Source organism: Nonlabens ulvanivorans, from assembly GCF_000732625.1.
Classification (GTDB): Bacteria; Bacteroidota; Bacteroidia; order Flavobacteriales; family Flavobacteriaceae; genus Nonlabens; species Nonlabens ulvanivorans.
Window position 1 is genome coordinate 505,109 of the sequence record NZ_JPJI01000026.1, and the last position, 19,905, is coordinate 525,013.

A 19,905-nucleotide genomic window follows, 5' to 3' on the forward strand; every position below is an offset into this window, starting at 1 on the left:
TTTAGACATCAAACTCAATTTCAAAATCTGCTATAATTTCTTGAACGCATTTCTCACTTGATTCAAAGTACTCACTATCTTTTGAAGCATGATACCTAGCCCTATACTTTTCAAAAGAACCATTCCTATAAGATTCTGGTAATTGTGGATGCACATAATACTTTTTACATACCGTTCTCGTGTTTCCTAGAGCATCTGCAGCTGCGTCCAATGATTTAAGAATATTTTTCTCACAGCCCTTTTCATCATCATAAAGATCTAATTCTATAAGACTTTTAAAAAACTCACGTGTCGCGCCCCAAGTTCTGAAATCTTTTGCACTAAAAATATCACCTGCAACGTCATGAATATAGTCATTAATCATTCCACTATCTATAGATTGATGTTGTCCATGCTTATCATAGTATTGAAATAATTCCCATCCCGGTATTTCCTCACATTGATGGATATGATCTACCAGATCTGAATCCTCGATACTGGTTTCTTGCGACACACCTTTTTTCCCAACAAATGAAAACAGTACACCTTGATCAGTATCCTTAACATGTCTGGTGCGCATGGTTGATAAGCCATAAGTATCATTCTTATCTGCATAGTGTTGATTACCTACTCTTATGTAAGTTTGATCCATGATGCTTAAAACTAGGGCGAGACACTTAGATTGTGGCATTCCATCTTGATCAAGATCATTTTCCAATCTCTTTCTTATCTTAGGCAACACCTTTGCAAAAGCAGACATTTTAAAAAACTTAGTTTGATTGCGTAATAGCGACCACATGTCATGATATAAATAGACTTTTCTACCTTTATCATCGCGACCTACTACTTGTAAATGCCCATTAGGCAGTTCACTAATCCTAACCTCACTCCATGCCGGTGGAATCACCAAAGATTTAATTCTTTTAAGCTGTTTTTTATCAACTAGACGCTCTTTATTATGAATTAAGTAAGTGAATCCTCTACCATACTTTTTGCGGTAAATATTTAAATGATCGTTATGTATATACACTAGATCTGCTAGTTGAGCCGCTGCTTCTGGTTGAGTAAGGCATTCTTTTATTTGATCTGGTGATAAAGTCATGACTTAAAAATAGAACAGAAACCTACTTTCAAAACATAAAAAAAGGCTAATTCTGAAACAATTAGCGTAGTAAACTCAGGTTTTTAAACGAGTTCTGCTTCAAACAATTCTGAAAAATAAAGTTTGATTTTCTCTTTTACTTCATCTTCATTCACTGGTCGCTTTAACTCTGCAGCAAGTGAAGTGACTGCTTTGTCTTCTATACCACATGGGATAATATGATCAAAGTAGCCTAAGTTAGTATTTACATTAAATGCAAATCCATGCATGGTCACCCAGCGACTAGCACGCACGCCCATTGCACAAATCTTGCGAGCAAATGGTGTTCCTACATCTAGCCACACACCTGTTTCTCCATCGCTACGCTCTCCTTTAAGACCATAATCAGCAAGGATTTTAATAAAGATTTCTTCTAGGAAACGTAAGTATTTATGAATATCTGTAAAGAAGTTTTCTAGGTCTAGTATAGGATAACCTACAATCTGTCCTGGCCCATGGTAGGTAATATCACCACCACGATTGATTTTATAAAAAGTAGCGCCTATGTTTTTAAGCAAACTTTCGTTAGCGAGTAAATTTTCAAGATCACCACTTTTACCTAATGTATATACGTGATCATGCTCTACAAATAGTAAATGATTATCAGTTTCTAGACCTGCATCTTCTCTCCTATTCTTAATTTTTACATCAATAATATCTTTGAAAAGTTGTTCTTGATGATCCCAAGTTTCTTTATAATCCTTGCGACCCAAATCTTTAAACTGCACTTGTTTATTCATATGGCAAAGGTAAAACTTGCAGTCTTAAAACTATCAGACTAGTATCTTAAAAAAGCAATAAGACCTATCTAATTATATACAATCTCATTATTTATTTCTCTTAATTCACTCAAGGTTAAATCATATCGCTCATCAAATAGATTATCATTCACAATATCTTGCCATGAATTTGTATCATAGACATCTTTAGTGATAATAATAAGCGTTAATTCTTTATTCCCGGAAAAGACACTTTCATCCACAGAAAACAGATTGCTGCTCATAGATTGGATTATTCTTGAAGATTCAAGACTAGAATCTTCAAACGAAGAAATTACAGAATTATCAAAATCAAAGGCGATATAAATCTCTTCACTAGAGTTGTTAGTTACATTAAACGTGTTATAATCTTCTTCAATCGAACAAGAAACAATAGTAACTACAGCGATAAATAAAAAAATAAGGCGTTTCATAAAATTGGTTGATTATATAAAAGGTAATGCTTTTACAGTATTATAGATGCGTGTTTAACTTATAGGTTGCTTAAAAAAGCTAGTTATTTTTATTTAAAATAATCAGCGCAGCAATCACACCTGTTTCTCGATCGCTACGCTTTTCTTTAAGACCATAGTCTGCAAGAATTTTAATAAAAATTTCTTCTAGAAAACGCAAGTATTTATGAATATCAGTAAAGAAATTTTTGAGGACTAGTGTAGGATAACAAAGAATTTGTCGAGGACCAAGAATAGGTAATATCACCACCACAATTGATTTTATAAAAAGTAGCGCCTATGTTTTTAAGCAAACTTTCGTTAGCGAGTAAGTTTTCAAGATCACCACTTTTACCTAATGTATATATATATATATGATCATGCTCTACAAATAGTAAATGATTATCAGTTTCTAGACCTGCATCTTCTCTCCAAATCTTAATTTTTATATCAATTATATTTTTGAAAAGTTGCACTTGATGATCCTAAGTATCTTTATAATCCTTGCGATCTAAAATCTTTAAACTGCACTTGTTTATGCATATGGCAATGGTAAAATTTATAACGTCTAAATTATAAGAGCCATCTCAGAATACATTAAGGTTCAATTTCATGGATTATATTTTGTAGATGCTCTCTATGTTCTTTCAATTGATCTCTAAATTGATATAATTCAAATTGATAAGCGTCAAACACAATTAAATTAAAATAAGTTACTCTATTACGATAATCACAGCTTTCATTAAAGTAAGTCATACAGTCATCATTGCATTCTCCTTGAGATATAAATGCTGTAAACCAACTATTATTATCTTTCAAATAATTCATATTTTCATGCAGAACATTTTGAGCAGATTTTATATAAATATCAGATATTTTGGAATAAGCATTATAGTCTGCCGTTATTTTTTGAGAAAGCAATGATAAAGAGTCATTATCTGATCTAATCATATCTGATCTGACTGCAGCGCGATTATCTATTTCAGGATACAAAAACCCAAAAAGCATTTGATTACAATTTTCACAGTTTGAAATGGGTTCGTCCGTTGGTGTGTAAATAATTTTTGAAATAATGGGCTCAAAAGCTTCATATTGCTCCATAACCATGTCTAATTCTTGAATATGCTGATCCATATAAGTAAGGACCGTTTGAGCATGCTTGAGATTGTCTTGCTCAATTTTTGCTTGTGCATTTTTATTATTAAGCCATAATGCAATTAAAATTCCAGCAACCACAAGAACTATTTCACCAATAGCATATAGCAGGTATTTTCTAAATGAACGTGCACGAATAGTATTAAATCTTAATTTATTGAAGATCTTCATCAAAAAGTAATTTTATTAAAAGTAATAAAAGAACTCTAATTCACTAATCGTTACCTTTATTAAGTATAATCAGTGCAGCAATCACCCCAGGAACCCAACCTAGACAGGTCAGTATAAAAACAATTAAAATAGAACCACATCCTTTTCCTATCACAGATAATGGAGGGAAAATAATTGCAAGTAATACACGCCAGAAACTCATATATTTATTCAGTAATCAGTTGGAAAAAAAATTAAAACTATACTTAAATAGTAAATGCTTTAAGGAACAAAATGTCCCATAACTAAAAATAGGACTCTATAAAAACAATTTTGTTACACCATGTAAGCAAGTTATCTTTGCAAGCTTAATAAATTAAGACATGAATCCACTTTCTGAACAAGAAATCATACGCCGCGAGAAACTAGGCAAATTGCGTGAGATGGGAATTGATCCTTATCCAGCAGCTTTATATCCTGTAGATAACACATCTACATCCATAAAAGCAGATTTCAAAGAAGGTAAACAGGTAAACGTTGCAGGACGTTTAATGTCTAGACGTATCGCTGGAGCAGCCTCATTTGCAGAGCTTCAAGATAGTGAAGGCCGCATTCAAGTTTATTTTAATCGCGATGAAATCTGTCCTGGCGACGATAAATCACAATATAATGATGTTTATAAAAAGCTTCTAGATATAGGAGATATTATAGGTATAGAAGGAGAATTATTTAAAACACAGGTGGGCGAAATGACCATCATGGTTAAAAAATTCACACTTCTTACTAAAGCATTAAAACCATTACCATTACCTAAAGTTGATGCAGAAGGTAAAGTACATGACGGATTTGTAGATCCAGAAATGCGTTATCGCCAGCGTTATGCAGACCTAGTGGTAAATCCACAGGTGAAAGAAGTTTTTGTAAAACGTACAAAGTTATTTAACGCCATGCGCAACTTCTTTAATGAGCGCGAGTACTTTGAAGTAGAAACTCCTATCCTACAACCTATCCCAGGTGGAGCTGCTGCACGTCCTTTTATTACACATCACAATTCATTAGACATACCGCTTTATATGCGTATTGCAAATGAGTTGTATTTGAAAAGATTAATCGTAGGTGGTTTTGATGGTGTGTATGAGTTCAGTAAAAACTTCCGTAATGAAGGTATGGATCGTACTCATAATCCAGAGTTTACCGCAATGGAGATCTATGTAGCATATAAGGACTACAACTGGATGATGGATTTTACAGAGCGTCTTTTAGAACATTGTGCTGTTTCTGTTAATGGAAAAACAAATAGTCAATTTGGAGATCAAACAATAGAGTGGAAAGCTCCTTATCCTAGAATCACCATGCGTCAATCGATCATTGATTTTACAGGATTTGATATTGATGGAAAAAGTGAGGCTGAGTTATACGCTTTCGCGAAAGCGGAAGGAATAGACGTAGATGCCACAATGGGTAAAGGAAAGCTTATCGATGAAATCTTTGGAGAGAAATGTGAAGGAAACTATATCCAACCTACCTTCATCACAGATTACCCTAAAGAGATGTCACCGTTATGTAAAGCGCATAGAGATAACCCAGAACTTACAGAACGTTTTGAACTTATGGTGTGTGGTAAAGAGATTGCAAACGCTTACTCTGAGTTGAATGACCCTATTGATCAACGTGAGCGTTTTGAAGCTCAAGTTGCACTAGCAGACCGTGGTGATGATGAGGCGATGTTCATCGACCAAGACTTTTTAAGAGCACTAGAATACGGTATGCCACCTACCAGTGGACTAGGAATAGGAATGGATCGTTTAATCATGTTTTTAACTAATAATCCATCAATACAAGAAGTATTATTCTTCCCTCAAATGAAACCTGAGAAGAAAGCACTAGACCTTACTGAAGATGAAAAAACCGTTTTTGATATTCTTAAAAAACAAACAGAAATGGATTTAAATGAACTTAAAGGACAAGTTGGTTTAAGTAATAAAAAATGGGACAAAGCCGTAAAAGGATTGAACGCAAAAAAGATCACTAAAGTTGAAAAGACTGATGAATCTTTAATTATCAAGACTATTTAATACGTAATCAGTCGTTTTTAAAAATATAAAAAAATATACATGAAAAATATTATATCCTTAGTTGCCATTTTAATAATTGCAGCATCTTGTCAAGAAACTCAAAAAGTTGTTTTTATTGATAATGCTAAAGTTTATGAAGAATATCAAGAAAAAATAGATCTAGAAGCGTCTATAACTAAAAGACAAGAGGACTTTAAAAAGAGAACAGATAGCCTAGCGATGGCTTACCAAATGGAAGCCGCACCTCTTCAAGCCAAATTTAATAACCTGAGTCAACAACAACAGCAAACAAATCCAGAAATCGTAGCTTTTGGTAAAAAATGGCAGATGATAGAATCACAAATCAAAACTCAAGAACAAAGCATGCAAGAGCAACTTGAAAATAATTTGAAAGAACTCGATACTCATGTAGAGGAATTTATTGCTGCTCATGCAAAAAAGAACAATTATGCGTTTGTTTTAGGTAAAAATAAATCTGGTGGATTAATCTACGGGAATGAATCTAGCAATATTACTGAAACTGTTATTAAAGAAATAAACGCTTCTTATAAAGGTAAAAACAGTTCTACTGAAACGTCTTCAGAAACCGAAGAAGTAACTGAAGAATAAGATATTACAAATATTTTATTTTTATTAAAATTAAAAAGTCAAGCCATGTGCTTGACTTTTTTTTTGAGTTGTGATTAAACCTTTTTATCTATACACTAGTCATAGAAGTGTAACAAATAATATAAATAACATGAAAAAGATAATCGTTTTAATTGCCTTAATGGCAATGACAGTTGCTCAAGCACAACAAGGTAGAAAAGGAGATCGAGGAGAAAAAATGAAAGATGTTACTCCTCAAGAAATGGCAACATTTCAATCTAAAAAATTAACACTAGCATTAGACCTTTCTGATCAACAAGAAAAAGAAGTATATCAAGTACTTTTTAAACAAGCAGAGAAAAGAGAGGCTAATAAAATTTCACGTGAAGATCGTGAGAAATTATCTGATGATCAGAAGAAAGAAGCTCGATTAAAAATTCTAGATGAAAAAATAGCCGTCAAACGAAAAATGAAAAAGATTCTTAACAACGACCAGTATGCAGAATGGGAGAAAATGATGCAACAAAGAGCAAAAAAACGCGGTAAAGGCGATAAAAAAAGAAGAAATAGAGATTAGTTTGATTTAGTTTAGTTTGGTTTAAAAGTCCTTATCATGAGAATGTTAAGGGCTTTTATTTTGTTTAACTATTTTATTTCTTATTTTTAAAATCTTGAAAAACAACAATCATGAAAAAATTACTTTTTATTATAGCAGTATCAGTTGCAGGTCTAGGCTATGCACAAACACCTCAAATAACTGACGCTCAATTAGAAAACAGTCGTGTGATCTCAGAGAAGAACGATAAGCTTAATGCAATTGTAGATCAAAAAGTAGATCAAATCATGACATTAGGGAATGTAGATGCTAAAAGAAGAGGTGAATTACTTGAGCTAGTTCACGAAAAAGAGACTCAAACATTAAGTGTTAAAAGAGAGAATCTTTCTGATATCGCAATGCAGTCGAAAATTAATGACATACGTGATTCATTTGAAACAAAATTAAAAGCATTCTTAGGAGAAGAAAAATACGCAATGGTAAAAAATGCGATCAGTCCTAAGTAAAAAATTAATTCATATATATAAAAAAGCCGTTTCAAATGAAACGGCTTTTTTATATATGATTTTTCAAACTACCAATCTGCTACTACTTCTCTAGTCGCTTCAATAGTTTTGTCTATATCCTCATTACTCAAGGCATTGTTTAAGAAATAACTTTCAAATGCACTCGGTGGTAAATAAACACCACGCTTTAAAAGTCCGTGGAAAAATTTCTTAAACCATTCATTATTTCCAGTGGCTGCACTAGCAAAGTCGATTACAGGCTGATCTGTAAAATGCACAGACATCATTGAGCCATATCTATTAATTTGATACGGCATTCCTTTCTCTGTTAAAACAGTATCAATTCCTTTATGAAGTCGTTCTGTTTTTTGGGCTAGACTTGAAAAAATATATGGGTTGTTATTTAAATGAGATAGCATTGTTAAACCAGCACTCATCGCCAGCGGATTTCCACTCAAGGTTCCTGCTTGATATACTGGACCTAGAGGTGCTAGATGATTCATGATTTCTTGTCTCGCACCAAATGCTCCTACTGGCAATCCACCACCTATCACTTTTCCATAAGTAACAATATCTGCTTTAACGCCAGTTGTTTCTTGCGCGCCACCTGCAGCAAGTCTGAAACCTGTCATTACCTCATCAAAAATGAACAAGGAATCGTTCTCATCACACAAAGACCTTATACCTTCTAGAAAACCTTCTTGCGGTACAATACATCCCATATTACCAGCGATAGGCTCTATGATTACGCAAGCTATTTCTCCTTCATTTTGCTTGAAAATATCAGCAACTTGTTCGAGATTATTGTACTGTGCTAGCAGAGTATCCTTTGCAGTACCTTGAGTTACACCAGGACTATTAGGACTACCAAAGGTAACCGCACCACTACCTGCTTGAATTAAGAATGAATCACTATGCCCGTGATAACATCCTGCAAATTTGATGATTTTATCGCGTCCAGTGTATCCTCTTGCCAGTCTTACAGCACTCATACAGGCCTCAGTACCAGAATTAACCATACGTATTTGATCCACATTAGGCGCCATAGAAACGGCAAGCTCTGCAATTTTTGTTTCTAATTCTGTAGGCATTCCGTACGAGGTACCTTTATCTGCGGCTGCTTTTACTGCATCTACAACAGGATCAAAGGCATGACCTAAAATCATAGGTCCCCATGAAGCTATATAATCAATAATTTTATTGCCATCGACATCATATAAATATGCGCCTTTAGCATGATCTACAAAAACAGGAGAACCACCTACAGCATTAAATGCACGAACAGGAGAATTGACTCCACCAGGAATTACTTTTTGCGCTTCTTTAAAAAGCGCACTACTACGTTGGTAACTAAATGACATTAAAAATCTTTAGAAATTGGTTTAACAATTAGGACTTGTCCTATACTTAAGGTTGTAGACTTCAAACTATTATAAGTTTTTAATTGTGCTACAGTAATATTATATTTTTTGGCGATACCATAAAGTGTATCTCCAGACTTAACGATATGATTTTCAGTTTTATCTGTTGATGTGGTCGTTTCTGTATAGGTTTTCACAGGATTACCTAAAACAATGGCATCATATTGATATAACTCATACCTCTCAATAAGGCTTATTAATTTTTGTGGATATTTTTTATCTGTGGCATATCCTGCTTTGCGCAAACCATAGGCCCAACCCTTATAATCATCTTTATCTAGCTTAAATAAGCTTGCGTACCTTTTACGCTGTGTTAAGAATAAGGAATGATCACGGTATGAATAATCAGGCGAAACGTATTTTCTAAAACATTCTTGATCTTCATCATCATCGTGATAGATACGCTCACCTGTCCATGCAGTGTGACACTTAATTCCAAAATGGTTATTTGCCTCTACCGACAATCTACCGAATCCAGAACCACTTTCTAAAATCCCTTGAGCTAGAGTGATACTTGCTGGAATTTTATAGAGTCGCATTTCCTTCATCGCAACATCTTTAAATTGATCTACATAATTAGCCACTTTATCACCGCTACGCGTTTTTACAGTTTCTGTGATTTTTTCTTCATCTTCAGTAATTACTGTATTCTGTGTTTCGGTATTAGGGTTATCGTTACGGGTTTTGGTCGTTTTATCCCGTTTTTTAGTGGTGACCACCTTTTTATTAGAGCCACAAGAAGCTATAAATAAACTAATAAGTGCGATGTAGAGTATGGACTTAAATTTCATTGATATAATCTAAGGTAATTTTGCCTTTCTTTTCAAGCATGGCGTTGTATCCTGCGACACTTTGTAAACCACCAGTATGAATGGCTAAAATACGAGTTTCTCCAGATATAACGCCAGTCTTAACAAGATGTTCTAATCGATACATCATTTTTCCGGTATAAATAGGTTCAAGTGGTATTCCCTTAGGATTTTGCTCAGTTACGCTTTCGCGAAAGCGTCCATTCATAAACTTAATCAATCCATCACTAGACTTTGCATATCCACCAAATCTATCCTCATCAAAAACCATAAAATTCTCTCTATCTGTATACTGTGCAATTTCATCAAACATAAAATCACCTTTCAATGCAGAAAACACCAACACTTTCTGGTGTGGCGCAGCACTATTTATAATTCCAGCAGCAGTACCGCCAGTTCCTGCGGCCACACATATATAATCATAGTAATCTTTATCTTTAATTGTTAAGATTTCTTCAGTTCCTTTAACTGCGAGATCATTAGTTCCACCTTCAGGAATATTGTAAAATGAATTAAATTCCTTTTTCAAGGCAAATTGAAAAAAATCTTCATACTTATCTCTGTAAGCGGAACGAGAGACAAATTTAAATTGCATGCCTAATGCGTGTGCGGTATTTAAAGTCTTGTTTCCGGCAAGTGTTTTCTCTAGGTCATGTCCCAATTCTTCACCTCTAATAACACCTATCGTCTTAAATCCACAAATATTCCCAGCCGCGGCTGTTGCTGCTATATGATTGGAAAAAGCACCACCATATGTGAGTAACGTGTCTAAACCTAGTCGTTGCGCTGCTAGAATATTGTATTTCAATTTGCGCAGTTTATTTCCAGATACTTGAGTATGTAATAAATCTTCGCGTTTTATATCCACTATAATCGCTCTATCATTAAATTCACGATATCGCTGATTCACCGCATTTTTTACATTAAAAAGCTTCATACCCTATATTTTTGAGAGTAAAACTTTATAAAACTCCATGTTTTACGGAATTTTAAGTAATCCAGATCACATTCCATAGCATAAGCTTCTCTTTCAAAAACAATATTGCGATAAGCTCTATCATGACTATACTTTAGTCTTAAGACACAATACTCTATTAAATACCAAATAAAAAAAAGTATTAATATCAACTCTAATTGTTGTCTAGCATGGATGCGCTCATGATTCATAAAAACTGGATCTTTTATGGACTTTTTATCTTGAACTAATAAAAATGGCCATATCACCATTCCATTTACCCATTTAAATAATGTAACGCGTCTTATAAACATGGAACAAAAATACCACTTCTAGGATTCTGCTACTACAATACTTTATAGACCGCAAACAGAATCGTATTTTTATACAATGAAAAAAATCATTCCCGTAGAAGAAGGAGATTACTACCTGACACCTCAAGGTTACAGATGCTTTACTGAGCAGTACCACCTTAAAAGAGGCTATTGTTGTAAAAGTGGTTGTCGCCACTGCCCTTACGGATATGATAAATCATTAGACAGTATTAAAAAAAAACAATAATGCAAACAGCCGTAGATAATTCCTTAGTTCGCTTCCGCGAAAGCATAAAACAAGGAATTCCTGATACATTACCAGCACCTCATGTTTATAACAAAAATGTAAATCACGCACCTAAACGTAAAAAGATTCTTTCTACAGAAGAGGAAGAACTAGCCCTACGTAATGCCTTACGCTATTTTGAACCACATCATCATGCTATTTTACTTCCAGAGTTTAAGAAAGAACTTGATGATTATGGTCGTATCTATATGTATCGTTTCATGCCAGAGTATGAAATCAAGGCTCGTAATATTGAGGAATATCCACATCGCTCAAAACAGGCTGCGGCACTAATGTTAATGATTCAAAACAACTTAGATCACGCTGTAGCACAACATCCACATGAGTTGATTACTTATGGTGGTAATGGTGGTGTTTTTTCTAATTGGGCACAGTACCTACTGACCATGAAGTATCTAAGTGAGATGACAGATGAGCAAACACTGGCTATGTACAGTGGTCATCCCATGGGACTGTTCCCTTCTCATAAAGGCGCACCACGTTGCGTAGTAACTAATGGTATGATGATTCCTAACTATTCTCAACCTGATGACTGGGAAAAATTTAATGCACTAGGTGTTACTCAATATGGACAAATGACTGCTGGTTCATACATGTACATAGGACCTCAGGGAATTGTGCACGGTACTACTATAACTGTATTGAATGCTTTTAGAAAAATTAAACAAAAACCTACTGGTAATATTTTTGTTACCTCAGGTCTTGGTGGTATGAGCGGTGCACAACCTAAAGCCGGTAACATCGCTGGATGTATCACAATTTGTGCAGAGATGAATCCTAAAGCTGTTCATACCAGACACTCACAAGGCTGGGTAGATGTTGTGATTAAAAGTACAGAACAATTAATTACACGAGTTAAAGAAGCCCAATCTAACAAAGAGATAATATCCATAGCATATGAAGGTAATATTGTTAATGTATGGGAAGCACTTTATGAGGCAAACATAGATATATCTATAGGTAGCGATCAAACCAGTTTACACAATCCTTGGGCAGGTGGATACTATCCAGTTGATTTAAGTTTTGAAGAGTCTAATGAGATGATGAGTGATCATCCCGAAGAATTTAAAAAAGAAGTGCAACGTTCTTTGCGCAGACACGTTGAAGCCATAAATAAACACACAGATAAGGGCACTTACTTCTTTGATTATGGTAACGCATTCTTACTAGAATCTAGCCGTGCAGATGCTGATATCGCTGGTGAAGACAAAGAGTTCAGATATCCATCTTATGTACAAGACATTATGGGACCTATGTGTTTTGATTACGGCTTTGGTCCATTTAGATGGGTTTGCGCATCTAATGATCCAGAAGATCTTAAGAAAACAGATCAAATTGCGACAGATGTATTAGAACAATTATCACAAGACGCACCTGAACGTATCCAACAGCAAATGCAGGATAATATAAAATGGATAAAAGGCGCTCAAGAGAATAAACTTGTGGTAGGTTCTCAAGCGCGCATCCTTTATGCAGATGCGCAAGGACGTATAGAAATAGCAAGAGCATTTAATAAAGCGATTGCTGATGGTTACATAGGACCAGTTGTTCTAGGTCGTGATCATCACGATGTATCAGGTACAGATTCACCATATAGAGAGACCTCTAATATATATGATGGTTCTCGTTTCACCGCAGACATGGCGATACAAAATGTTATAGGAGATAGTTTTAGAGGTGCTACTTGGGTATCTATTCACAATGGTGGTGGCGTAGGTTGGGGCGAGGTAATTAACGGTGGTTTTGGTATGCTTATTGATGGTAGTAATGAAGCAGAAGCTAGACTTGATTCTATGCTTTTCTGGGATGTTAATAATGGTATTGCTAGGCGCAATTGGGCTAGGAATGAAAATGCTGTTTTTGCTATCCAAAGAGCTATGGAATTGAATCCGCAACTGCAAGTCACCATTCCACACAGTGTTAGTGATGATTTATTGAATGAAGTTTAATTGTTTTTGAGAAAGTTGATTAGTAATCACGTTTTCGCAAAAGCGTAATCTATAAAGCCATGATAAAAAAAGCTACTTTACTAATCGCAGCAATTGTATTGCTAGTAGGATGTCAAACCGTGAGAGTTTCTCAAGACTATGCGGTAGGAACTGATTTTAATCAATTTAAGACCTACGGATATTTTAAACAAGGTATCGATGAAGCTGACATTAATGACTTAGATAAAAAACGTATTTTAAAAGCAATTGATGAACAAATGCTAGCGAGCGGCTGGAGCAAATCACAAACGCCTGACGTTATGATCAACATTTTCACTAAAACACAACAGCGTGTTGATGTGTACAACAATTGGGGCTGGAATGCTGGCTTTGGTTGGGGCTGGGGCGGATTAGGTTGGAATAACGGTTTTGGCGGTAATAATGTTAATACAGTAAATGAAGGTGTTTTACATATTGACTTTATAGATGCACAGAAAAAAGAATTGATATGGCAAGGTGTAGGAACTGCACCAATACGTAGTAATGACCCAGTTAAAAAAACAGAACGAATCAATAAGATTGTTCAAGAAATTTTAATGCAATATCCACCGCAGTAAGGTTAATTCTAAAACTAGAAAAGATTTAAATATCTCGTATCATTTTGTTTGAAACGAGATATTTTTTTGCTTTAAAACTTACGAATTACAGTTTAAAAGCACCTTACACCATACGCTTTACCGGTACTAAACGTACTATCATCGATTAAATATACGATTATTAGATTTTCAGAATATCAACGGGTAACAAAACTTAAATTTGAAAACAATAATGTTTATATGAAGTTTTTTACACTCATTCTAGTTTTCTTGACATGCCAAGTGATTTTGGGACAAGTAGGGATCAATACCGCTACACCTGCCGATGGAACTGCATTGGATATTAATGAAAGTGATAAGGGTATATTAATTCCTAAAGTTGCTTTAAGTGCAAATAACAGTCTAACAGGAATTTCGCTTTCTGGTACCACGTTAGAAGAAGGTGTTTTAGTTTACAATACACAAGTTGTTACAGGATCAAATCCTTTAAATAAAGGTTTTTATTATTGGAATGGTACAGATCAATGGGTAGCATTAGGGAATGATTCTGACTGGTCCTTAAATGGTAATACTATTGACACTACAAACCGATTGGGTAGTAACAATGCATTTCCTCTGATTGTCAAAACCAATAATAATGATAGATTTAGATTTGAAACAAATGGTACGTTAAGAAGTTTATCTAACGGTACAGAAACCTCACCTAGCTATTCTTTTACAAACTCAACAAATTCTGGAATGTATCTGGCCACTAATAACACAGATTTGACCTTTACTAGTAATGGTGACGATTTTCTATCACATCGATCTTTTGGTAGTTCAAGTCAGGTTACTTTTAATCCTGATGGTGATCCAGATATGAATCTACAAATACGTGGAGATTCTGGAGTGATACTCAATGCAAATCCAGAGAGAGAAAACATTCAAATAGGAGCAAATAGTAATCCTGATTATGCTTCATTATCTTTAGCTCACAATAACAAAGGTTTTCTACCTAACCGTATTAATATTGCAGATTTATCAACCTTTGCTCCATTAGTAAGTGATCCATTAAATGGTTTAATTGCTTATAATTCGAGAACAAGTTCCGGTACTGAAGGCTTATATGTCTGGCAAGAGAGATGGAATAGAATTATAACAACTGCTGACAAGGATTATGACTGGCATGTAGAATCTACTACTAACGCTGCTACTGATATTACTGATAACATTTACACTAATGGTAGTGTAGGAATAGGTACTACTTCTATAGAAGATGCAGCTAGTCTAGAGCTAGGAGCGACAGATAAAGGACTATTAATTAATAGAGTTGCTCTTACTGACGCATCACTAGCAGCACCGGTTACTGGTGTAGTAAAAGGAACGATTGTTTATAATACTAATGAGGATCTAACTCCATCAGGTTATCGCAACGATGTTAGAGAAGGATTATATTCATGGAACGGAAGTAGATGGATTCCTCAATTTAGAGAAGATCGTTCAGCACGTTTTGGTAATGCGGCAAATAGAACTCAGAATTTAAATGATTTTACAACGAACGAATTAGAGTTATTTGCTTTCAATGAATGGAATGATGACACAAGTCTTTTCACTGTTGCTGAAAGTGATTCACAAACTCGTCTTACCGTTAATGAAGATGGGCGCTATAGAATTGTTGTAGCAATGGCGATAGTTATCGACCCTACGACTACTGTAGTGGACTTGCAATTAGATGCCGAATTAAGAATTAATCGTTCTGGATCCATTGAGTTTCCTGGCTCACCTACATCAAATAATTACATAAGAAATCGAAACGGAGTTAATACTTCCAGTATTAACATCACAGAAATAATTGAAATTCAAGCTGGTGATGAAATTTTTATTCATGTTGAACAAGCTGGAAATAATGGAATCATTACAATGCGTCCAGACGCCGGTAGCAACTTTTTTACGATTGAGAAAATAAAATAATTTCAATATTATCTTCAAATAAACAAGCCTTCTTAACTAAGAAGGCTTGTTTATTTGAATACTATAGGTGATCTCCACACACTTATCAAAACTCTTTGAAACTGAGCAATATTTATCAAAACTCAAATCGGCTGCTTTTTGAGCTTTATCGAGATTGATGTCTCCTTCTAATTTCACAAGAACATGCATAGATTTAAATGGTTTAGAGTCATCTAACTCATAACGCTCTCCAGTGACCTCAACCTTATAACTAGTAATATTCTGGCGTTGTTTTTTTAAAATCGCGATAATATCTATCGCACTACAAGAGCCTACACCCATAAGAAGTAACTCCATAGGACTTACTCCTTGAACAGTTTCCATACCGCTATGGTCTATCATCACGGTGTTTCCAGATTTTCCTGTCGCTTCTAGTAGGTATTCTGTATTCTTTCTTTCTATGGTGATTTTCATAATTATTACTTTTATTTTTATTTTAAATTAAGTTCTGATAAGTTATTTATTTGGTAGTTGTATTCAAACTCGTCTAATTCTCCTTTAAATCTTACTTTTTTAGATAAGTAACAGAGGTACAGTTTATTTATCTTATTTAATTTTTCTTGGCTCAATTTTATCTTTTAATCTAATAAATGTTCCTTGTATACAGTTTCAGGAAATACACTTAATGAACCTTTTAAATTTACCATATAATTGAAATCGGCACCTCTTAAATCTACTCCTGAGCAAAAAGTAGAACGCACTAACAAAATTGTGAAAGAAATATTGAAACAATATCCACCGATGCCTAAGAGGTAACTTATGTTAGTCTGAGCTTGTTGAAGACAATTTTAAAATTTAAAATCCCATTTCATTGATTTGAAATGGGATTTTTATTATCTAGAATTTATTTTTTTAAGGCAAATCAAATGCGTTATCAAAGTCTTGTTGGGTAATGGTAAATGTATAATTGTTACCGTCTTGTTGCCAAGCAATAGTTGACCCAGCAAATAAATTCCGATCACCAGAAAAACATTTTGTGTTATCTCCGATTACTATGCAATCATAACCTAGATTATCTTTAAATTTTATAATGATTTTATTACCTCGCTCAATGCCGTCTATTTCTGGACAACCGAGTAAGGACATAAAACCTTCTGCTACATAATCACAGTTAAAAGAAGAATTACTAGCCACTACAAAAGAATCAAGTAAAACACTAATGCTTGCATTAACGCCATAAAATTCTAATGTAACTGGCACATTACTTTCATTAGAAAATATTAAATTATATTCTCTTTGATCATCTTCTATAGAACATCTATATAGAAACATGGAGAAAAGGACAAAAAGAATACTAATTTTATAAATTATTTGCAACTGTTTCATAATCTTCAAATAAAAAGGTTAATTGATTTTAAATTATGGTAAATCAAATGCATTATCAAAATCTTGCTGGGTTATTTTGAAAATATAAACATTGTCTACCAATTCAAATCCAGCACCACTGCTCCCAACCACGTTATTACGATCATCTGTAAAACAAAAACCGTTATCCATAATTTGACAAGAATAACCTTTGTTATTTTCAAATAAAAATACAACCTCCGATAGGTTCGTAAAAAATTCTTGATTACGGCATAGTCTCAAGGATTGAAAATTCTCAGATACATAGTTACAATCATAACTGTCCATTGAATTTACCACAATCATATCTATTTCTTCACCATTTGAATTTTTATAAATAAGCTTCACTGTACTAGTACTAGTATTATCAATTTTAATAGAAAAAGTACTTAGATTCTCCTCTTTGGTACAACTTAATATTGTTGTGAATAAGACCATCCAAAAAACAAGTTGAATAAATTTCATTTTTATGTATTTAAAGTGCATCCGCAACTCGTTGATAATAAGTAAATAATGCATTTAATTCAATTTCAGTAGGATTAATATGATCATCAATTAAGTTATTTCGCCAAGTATCCAAAGAACGTCTTCCATCCAAAGATTGCCACATCTGTGATAGTTGATAGTTTCTTACCATATCGTTTGCTCTGTCTTCTGATATATCGAATTGATTTGCATTGTCGATCATATCATAAACAATAGCGGTATATTCATTTTGCTGTGAAAAACTCCTAAGTTGTTTATCACTATTTCTTCCACTTATAGTATTAATATTAAAAAATGTTGGATCTAAGGTAATATATCGAGTATTAGTTGCAAAAGTTTCCACTCCTTCAGCCCAACTCTCTCTCATTAAATCTCGTTCTTTAACTTTACCATCAAATAAAATTAACGGATGAAATATACCACTATCCTCTCGATAATGAGCAGCATGAGTCATCTCATGAATAGTAGTAGCATAGACACCTACAGTTCCACGAGGCTGACCGCTTCTTATCCTACTAATTCTAAGATCATTGAAAAAAGCTGGGGCAAACACTCTGAATCGAGAAGAGACATCACGATTATATTTAGCGCTTATTTTAAGTTCAGAGATAATATTAGGAACTGGAATATTATAAGTAGGAGATACTCGATTATAATAATCAAATGCAGCATATTGAACCTGAGCATAAAAATGTCTTTTTGTGCCAGCGGTAAATAACGCAGGGTTCCAATCTTTCCTTTTATGTTTTCTTGTCGATCGATATCTAGCGTTCCAAAATGCTGTTCCAGCTTTAATTACAAATCTATGATTGTTATTTTTAAAATAAACAGCATATTTAACTCTCTTAGTCCTAGTACTACTAGTTTGAAAATAACCATCGACATTCGTGTGCGCTTTTCGGATAACTTTTAAACCCCATTTTCTAACTCTTATTCTAGCGCCTGCAACTCCGACTTCTGGTTGTCCAACCACATCGGTTTCTTGAAATTTCAATGTGCCTTTAGGTGTCCATGGACTTCTTCTTCTGAATAATTTTTGTTCAGAAACAGTATAGTCTATCAACAAATCTGAAACATTCAAGTTTCTGTTGCGTACCTCAAATATATCAATAGATACTAATTCCTGAACTGGATATTCTGGATCAAGAAATCGTAATGCTTGCAATTCTTCCTCATCAAAATTTCCTGTCAATTTAAAAGCTTCATTTTCTAACATATCAAAAAACTCTGTTGAAAACAGAATATTTTCTGCATTAGTTCTACTCTCTTCACTTTCATCCTCAGCGGGAAAATAATAATCATCAATTTTAATATTATCTATTTGATTTAGTAAAGAATGACTCGGAGAAATAATCGCATATAAAGGATATACGGTAGGTTGAGAAAATGGCTGACCATCCTCAAAATTATCATTTTGGTCTTCCACATCAATATCTTCACCTGTTGCTTCAAGATCAAGATTTTCGTCTAAATGTGTAAGCAAAGTTTCTGATGGGTCAGCCTTAGGATCTTCCCATAAACTTTTGTATTGGATGGAATCTGATGGGATAAATTTATACTGAGCATCTGAAGTGTAAATTTCAAAATCTGAAATACTTAAATTATTGTTTTCAAAAAGTTGATCAATATTTGCAGTTGGGTTATTTTTTAGGTTCTCCCAAGCAGTTTCCATATTTGCAATTAGAAAAGGGTTTTCACCATTTACGGTGTCATCTTCAATATTATAGCTTTTTAATAGAGCTTCCTTATTTACTTCATCGTCAGCAGTACAGCTAGAAAAAGAGGTTACTAGTAAGGAACAGATAACAAAATATTTCAAAACATCTTGTCTTTTCAATTTTTGAAGTTGAAATTGTTTTTTCATTTAAAATTATTTAAAGTTTGTTATTCATTTTTGAACCTTGTAGATAAAATCTAAAAACCAAATGAAAATTTTTTCAATTAAATAATTTAACTAAAAGTTAACTTAAATAATTTTAAAAGATTGAAATTAAAACCTTAAAAGAACGTATAGCCCGACTTGAGAAAATAGTTCTTAAGAAATAGCTTAAACTGTTTTTAATTCTACTTCATAAGTAATCTCAACACACTTGTCAAAACTCTTAGAAACAGAGCAGTACTTTTCAAAACTTAAATCTGCTGCTTTTTGAGCTTTTTGAGCATCTATTTCTCCTTCTAGAATTACTTTAACATGCATAGATTTAAAAGGCATGGAGTCATCTAATAGGTAACGTTCTCCTTCTACTACTACTTTATAACTAGTAATTTCTTGACGTTGTTTTTTAAGAATATGAATAATATCTATGGCACTACAAGAACCTACACCCATAAGAAGTAACTCCATAGGACTTACTCCTTGAACAGTTTCCATACCGCTATGGTCTATCATCACGGTG

General features: G+C 33.9%; 22 protein-coding genes and 1 pseudogene. 8 read left to right on the plus strand and 15 right to left on the minus strand.

Annotation, left to right across the window (positions count from 1 at the left end; all coding sequences use genetic code 11):
- Position 1 precedes the first annotated feature (1 nt).
- The 6 genes and pseudogenes from IL45_RS06140 to IL45_RS14920 all read right to left on the minus strand — a co-directional run bounded on the left by IL45_RS06140 (position 2) and on the right by IL45_RS14920 (position 3,858).
- Entirely contained in the window at positions 2-1,081 is a 1,080-nt protein-coding gene (locus IL45_RS06140; RefSeq protein WP_036581548.1) for a DNA topoisomerase IB, read from the minus strand.
- Positions 1,082-1,164: 83 nt separating this feature from the next.
- Entirely contained in the window at positions 1,165-1,860 is a 696-nt protein-coding gene (gene lipB, locus IL45_RS06145) for a lipoyl(octanoyl) transferase LipB (protein WP_036581551.1), read from the minus strand.
- Positions 1,861-1,928: 68 nt separating this feature from the next.
- Positions 1,929-2,312, minus strand: a complete 384-nt coding sequence (locus IL45_RS06150) for a hypothetical protein (protein ID WP_036581553.1) — start codon at positions 2,310-2,312, stop codon at positions 1,929-1,931.
- Positions 2,313-2,427: 115 nt separating this feature from the next.
- Positions 2,428-2,873 (minus strand): annotated as a pseudogene (locus tag IL45_RS15275) (lipoyl protein ligase domain-containing protein); the annotation flags it as partial.
- A gap of 54 nt (positions 2,874-2,927) precedes the next feature.
- Positions 2,928-3,656 (minus strand): hypothetical protein, encoded by a 729-nt coding sequence (locus IL45_RS06160; protein ID WP_036581556.1) that lies wholly within the window; start codon positions 3,654-3,656, stop codon positions 2,928-2,930.
- A gap of 43 nt (positions 3,657-3,699) precedes the next feature.
- Positions 3,700-3,858, minus strand: a complete 159-nt coding sequence (locus IL45_RS14920; RefSeq protein WP_081866550.1) for a YqaE/Pmp3 family membrane protein — start codon at positions 3,856-3,858, stop codon at positions 3,700-3,702.
- Positions 3,859-4,018: 160 nt separating this feature from the next.
- On the opposite strand from IL45_RS14920, the gene lysS reads away from it, so the two are divergent.
- The 4 genes from lysS to IL45_RS06180 all read left to right on the plus strand — a co-directional run bounded on the left by lysS (position 4,019) and on the right by IL45_RS06180 (position 7,360).
- Positions 4,019-5,710: a lysine--tRNA ligase gene (gene lysS / locus IL45_RS06165; RefSeq protein WP_036581559.1), complete on the plus strand. Its 1,692-nt coding sequence runs from the start codon at positions 4,019-4,021 to the stop codon at positions 5,708-5,710.
- Positions 5,711-5,749: 39 nt separating this feature from the next.
- Positions 5,750-6,319, plus strand: coding sequence for an OmpH/Skp family outer membrane protein (locus tag IL45_RS06170; RefSeq protein ID WP_036581561.1), 570 nt, complete (start codon positions 5,750-5,752; stop codon positions 6,317-6,319).
- Between the two features lie 130 nt (positions 6,320-6,449).
- Positions 6,450-6,875 (plus strand): hypothetical protein, encoded by a 426-nt coding sequence (locus IL45_RS06175; RefSeq protein ID WP_036582105.1) that lies wholly within the window; start codon positions 6,450-6,452, stop codon positions 6,873-6,875.
- Positions 6,876-6,985: 110 nt separating this feature from the next.
- Positions 6,986-7,360, plus strand: a complete 375-nt coding sequence (locus IL45_RS06180) for a hypothetical protein (protein ID WP_036581563.1) — start codon at positions 6,986-6,988, stop codon at positions 7,358-7,360.
- 68 nt (positions 7,361-7,428) lie between these two features.
- Here IL45_RS06180 and hemL read toward each other — a convergent pair whose 3' ends face one another.
- Genes hemL through IL45_RS06200 form a run of 4 tightly spaced genes read right to left on the minus strand, consistent with a single transcriptional unit; the run spans position 7,429 to position 10,859 of the window.
- Positions 7,429-8,721, minus strand: coding sequence for a glutamate-1-semialdehyde 2,1-aminomutase (gene hemL / locus IL45_RS06185; RefSeq protein ID WP_036581565.1), 1,293 nt, complete (start codon positions 8,719-8,721; stop codon positions 7,429-7,431).
- A complete protein-coding gene (locus tag IL45_RS06190) occupies positions 8,721-9,572 on the minus strand; it encodes a glucosaminidase domain-containing protein (RefSeq protein WP_036581568.1) in 852 nt (283 codons plus the stop codon). Before IL45_RS06190 ends, hemL begins: the two co-directional genes overlap by 1 nt.
- Positions 9,562-10,527 (minus strand): 1-aminocyclopropane-1-carboxylate deaminase/D-cysteine desulfhydrase, encoded by a 966-nt coding sequence (locus tag IL45_RS06195; RefSeq protein ID WP_036581571.1) that lies wholly within the window; start codon positions 10,525-10,527, stop codon positions 9,562-9,564. The genes IL45_RS06190 and IL45_RS06195 overlap by 11 nt, the downstream gene beginning before the upstream one ends.
- Positions 10,524-10,859 carry a M14 family metallopeptidase gene (locus IL45_RS06200; RefSeq protein ID WP_036581574.1) on the minus strand — a complete coding sequence of 112 codons (336 nt, stop codon included), beginning with the start codon at positions 10,857-10,859 and terminating at the stop codon, positions 10,524-10,526. The genes IL45_RS06195 and IL45_RS06200 overlap by 4 nt, the downstream gene beginning before the upstream one ends.
- Before the next feature lie 76 nt (positions 10,860-10,935).
- Here IL45_RS06200 and IL45_RS15130 point away from each other — a divergent pair, with 76 nt between their 5' ends.
- The 4 genes from IL45_RS15130 (at position 10,936) to IL45_RS06215 (ending at position 15,640) form a co-directional block, all read left to right on the plus strand.
- Positions 10,936-11,106: a DUF5522 domain-containing protein gene (locus IL45_RS15130; RefSeq protein ID WP_160165393.1), complete on the plus strand. Its 171-nt coding sequence runs from the start codon at positions 10,936-10,938 to the stop codon at positions 11,104-11,106.
- On the plus strand, positions 11,106-13,115 hold the full coding sequence (locus IL45_RS06205; protein WP_036581576.1) for a urocanate hydratase: 2,010 nt from the start codon (positions 11,106-11,108) through the stop codon (positions 13,113-13,115). The genes IL45_RS15130 and IL45_RS06205 overlap by 1 nt, the downstream gene beginning before the upstream one ends.
- A 59-nt stretch (positions 13,116-13,174) precedes the next feature.
- On the plus strand, positions 13,175-13,711 hold the full coding sequence (locus tag IL45_RS06210) for a DUF4136 domain-containing protein (RefSeq protein WP_036581579.1): 537 nt from the start codon (positions 13,175-13,177) through the stop codon (positions 13,709-13,711).
- Between the two features lie 219 nt (positions 13,712-13,930).
- The gene (locus IL45_RS06215) at positions 13,931-15,640 is read left to right on the plus strand and encodes a hypothetical protein (RefSeq protein WP_146128666.1); all 1,710 of its coding nucleotides are present in this window, start codon (positions 13,931-13,933) and stop codon (positions 15,638-15,640) included.
- Between the two features lie 36 nt (positions 15,641-15,676).
- Here IL45_RS06215 and IL45_RS06220 read toward each other — a convergent pair whose 3' ends face one another.
- From IL45_RS06220 to IL45_RS06240, 5 genes are all read right to left on the minus strand, one after another.
- Complete coding sequence (locus IL45_RS06220) at positions 15,677-16,093, minus strand: OsmC family protein (protein WP_036581583.1); 417 nt, start codon at positions 16,091-16,093, stop codon at positions 15,677-15,679.
- Between the two features lie 438 nt (positions 16,094-16,531).
- The gene (locus IL45_RS06225; RefSeq protein WP_146128667.1) at positions 16,532-17,005 is read right to left on the minus strand and encodes a hypothetical protein; all 474 of its coding nucleotides are present in this window, start codon (positions 17,003-17,005) and stop codon (positions 16,532-16,534) included.
- A gap of 33 nt (positions 17,006-17,038) precedes the next feature.
- Complete coding sequence (locus tag IL45_RS06230; RefSeq protein ID WP_146128668.1) at positions 17,039-17,488, minus strand: hypothetical protein; 450 nt, start codon at positions 17,486-17,488, stop codon at positions 17,039-17,041.
- Between the two features lie 10 nt (positions 17,489-17,498).
- Positions 17,499-19,373 (minus strand): hypothetical protein, encoded by a 1,875-nt coding sequence (locus tag IL45_RS06235; protein WP_036581591.1) that lies wholly within the window; start codon positions 19,371-19,373, stop codon positions 17,499-17,501.
- A gap of 183 nt (positions 19,374-19,556) precedes the next feature.
- Positions 19,557-19,905: OsmC family protein (locus tag IL45_RS06240; RefSeq protein ID WP_235183325.1), on the minus strand; the 349-nt coding region annotated here is incomplete at its 5' end.

What these genes read in the sequence shown, in the direction of transcription:
- IL45_RS06140 (WP_036581548.1), bottom strand. Translation starts at nt 1,081, where the DNA reads ATGACTTTATCACCAGATCAAATAAAAGAATGCCTTACTCAACCAGAA.
- lipB (WP_036581551.1), bottom strand. Translation starts at nt 1,860, where the DNA reads ATGAATAAACAAGTGCAGTTTAAAGATTTGGGTCGCAAGGATTATAAA.
- IL45_RS06150 (WP_036581553.1), bottom strand. Translation starts at nt 2,312, where the DNA reads ATGAAACGCCTTATTTTTTTATTTATCGCTGTAGTTACTATTGTTTCT.
- IL45_RS06160 (WP_036581556.1), bottom strand. Translation starts at nt 3,656, where the DNA reads ATGAAGATCTTCAATAAATTAAGATTTAATACTATTCGTGCACGTTCA.
- IL45_RS14920 (WP_081866550.1), bottom strand. Translation starts at nt 3,858, where the DNA reads ATGAGTTTCTGGCGTGTATTACTTGCAATTATTTTCCCTCCATTATCT.
- lysS (WP_036581559.1), top strand. Translation starts at nt 4,019, where the DNA reads ATGAATCCACTTTCTGAACAAGAAATCATACGCCGCGAGAAACTAGGC.
- IL45_RS06170 (WP_036581561.1), top strand. Translation starts at nt 5,750, where the DNA reads ATGAAAAATATTATATCCTTAGTTGCCATTTTAATAATTGCAGCATCT.
- IL45_RS06175 (WP_036582105.1), top strand. Translation starts at nt 6,450, where the DNA reads ATGAAAAAGATAATCGTTTTAATTGCCTTAATGGCAATGACAGTTGCT.
- IL45_RS06180 (WP_036581563.1), top strand. Translation starts at nt 6,986, where the DNA reads ATGAAAAAATTACTTTTTATTATAGCAGTATCAGTTGCAGGTCTAGGC.
- hemL (WP_036581565.1), bottom strand. Translation starts at nt 8,721, where the DNA reads ATGTCATTTAGTTACCAACGTAGTAGTGCGCTTTTTAAAGAAGCGCAA.
- IL45_RS06190 (WP_036581568.1), bottom strand. Translation starts at nt 9,572, where the DNA reads ATGAAATTTAAGTCCATACTCTACATCGCACTTATTAGTTTATTTATA.
- IL45_RS06195 (WP_036581571.1), bottom strand. Translation starts at nt 10,527, where the DNA reads ATGAAGCTTTTTAATGTAAAAAATGCGGTGAATCAGCGATATCGTGAA.
- IL45_RS06200 (WP_036581574.1), bottom strand. Translation starts at nt 10,859, where the DNA reads ATGTTTATAAGACGCGTTACATTATTTAAATGGGTAAATGGAATGGTG.
- IL45_RS15130 (WP_160165393.1), top strand. Translation starts at nt 10,936, where the DNA reads ATGAAAAAAATCATTCCCGTAGAAGAAGGAGATTACTACCTGACACCT.
- IL45_RS06205 (WP_036581576.1), top strand. Translation starts at nt 11,106, where the DNA reads ATGCAAACAGCCGTAGATAATTCCTTAGTTCGCTTCCGCGAAAGCATA.
- IL45_RS06210 (WP_036581579.1), top strand. Translation starts at nt 13,175, where the DNA reads ATGATAAAAAAAGCTACTTTACTAATCGCAGCAATTGTATTGCTAGTA.
- IL45_RS06215 (WP_146128666.1), top strand. Translation starts at nt 13,931, where the DNA reads ATGAAGTTTTTTACACTCATTCTAGTTTTCTTGACATGCCAAGTGATT.
- IL45_RS06220 (WP_036581583.1), bottom strand. Translation starts at nt 16,093, where the DNA reads ATGAAAATCACCATAGAAAGAAAGAATACAGAATACCTACTAGAAGCG.
- IL45_RS06225 (WP_146128667.1), bottom strand. Translation starts at nt 17,005, where the DNA reads ATGAAACAGTTGCAAATAATTTATAAAATTAGTATTCTTTTTGTCCTT.
- IL45_RS06230 (WP_146128668.1), bottom strand. Translation starts at nt 17,488, where the DNA reads ATGAAATTTATTCAACTTGTTTTTTGGATGGTCTTATTCACAACAATA.
- IL45_RS06235 (WP_036581591.1), bottom strand. Translation starts at nt 19,373, where the DNA reads ATGAAAAAACAATTTCAACTTCAAAAATTGAAAAGACAAGATGTTTTG.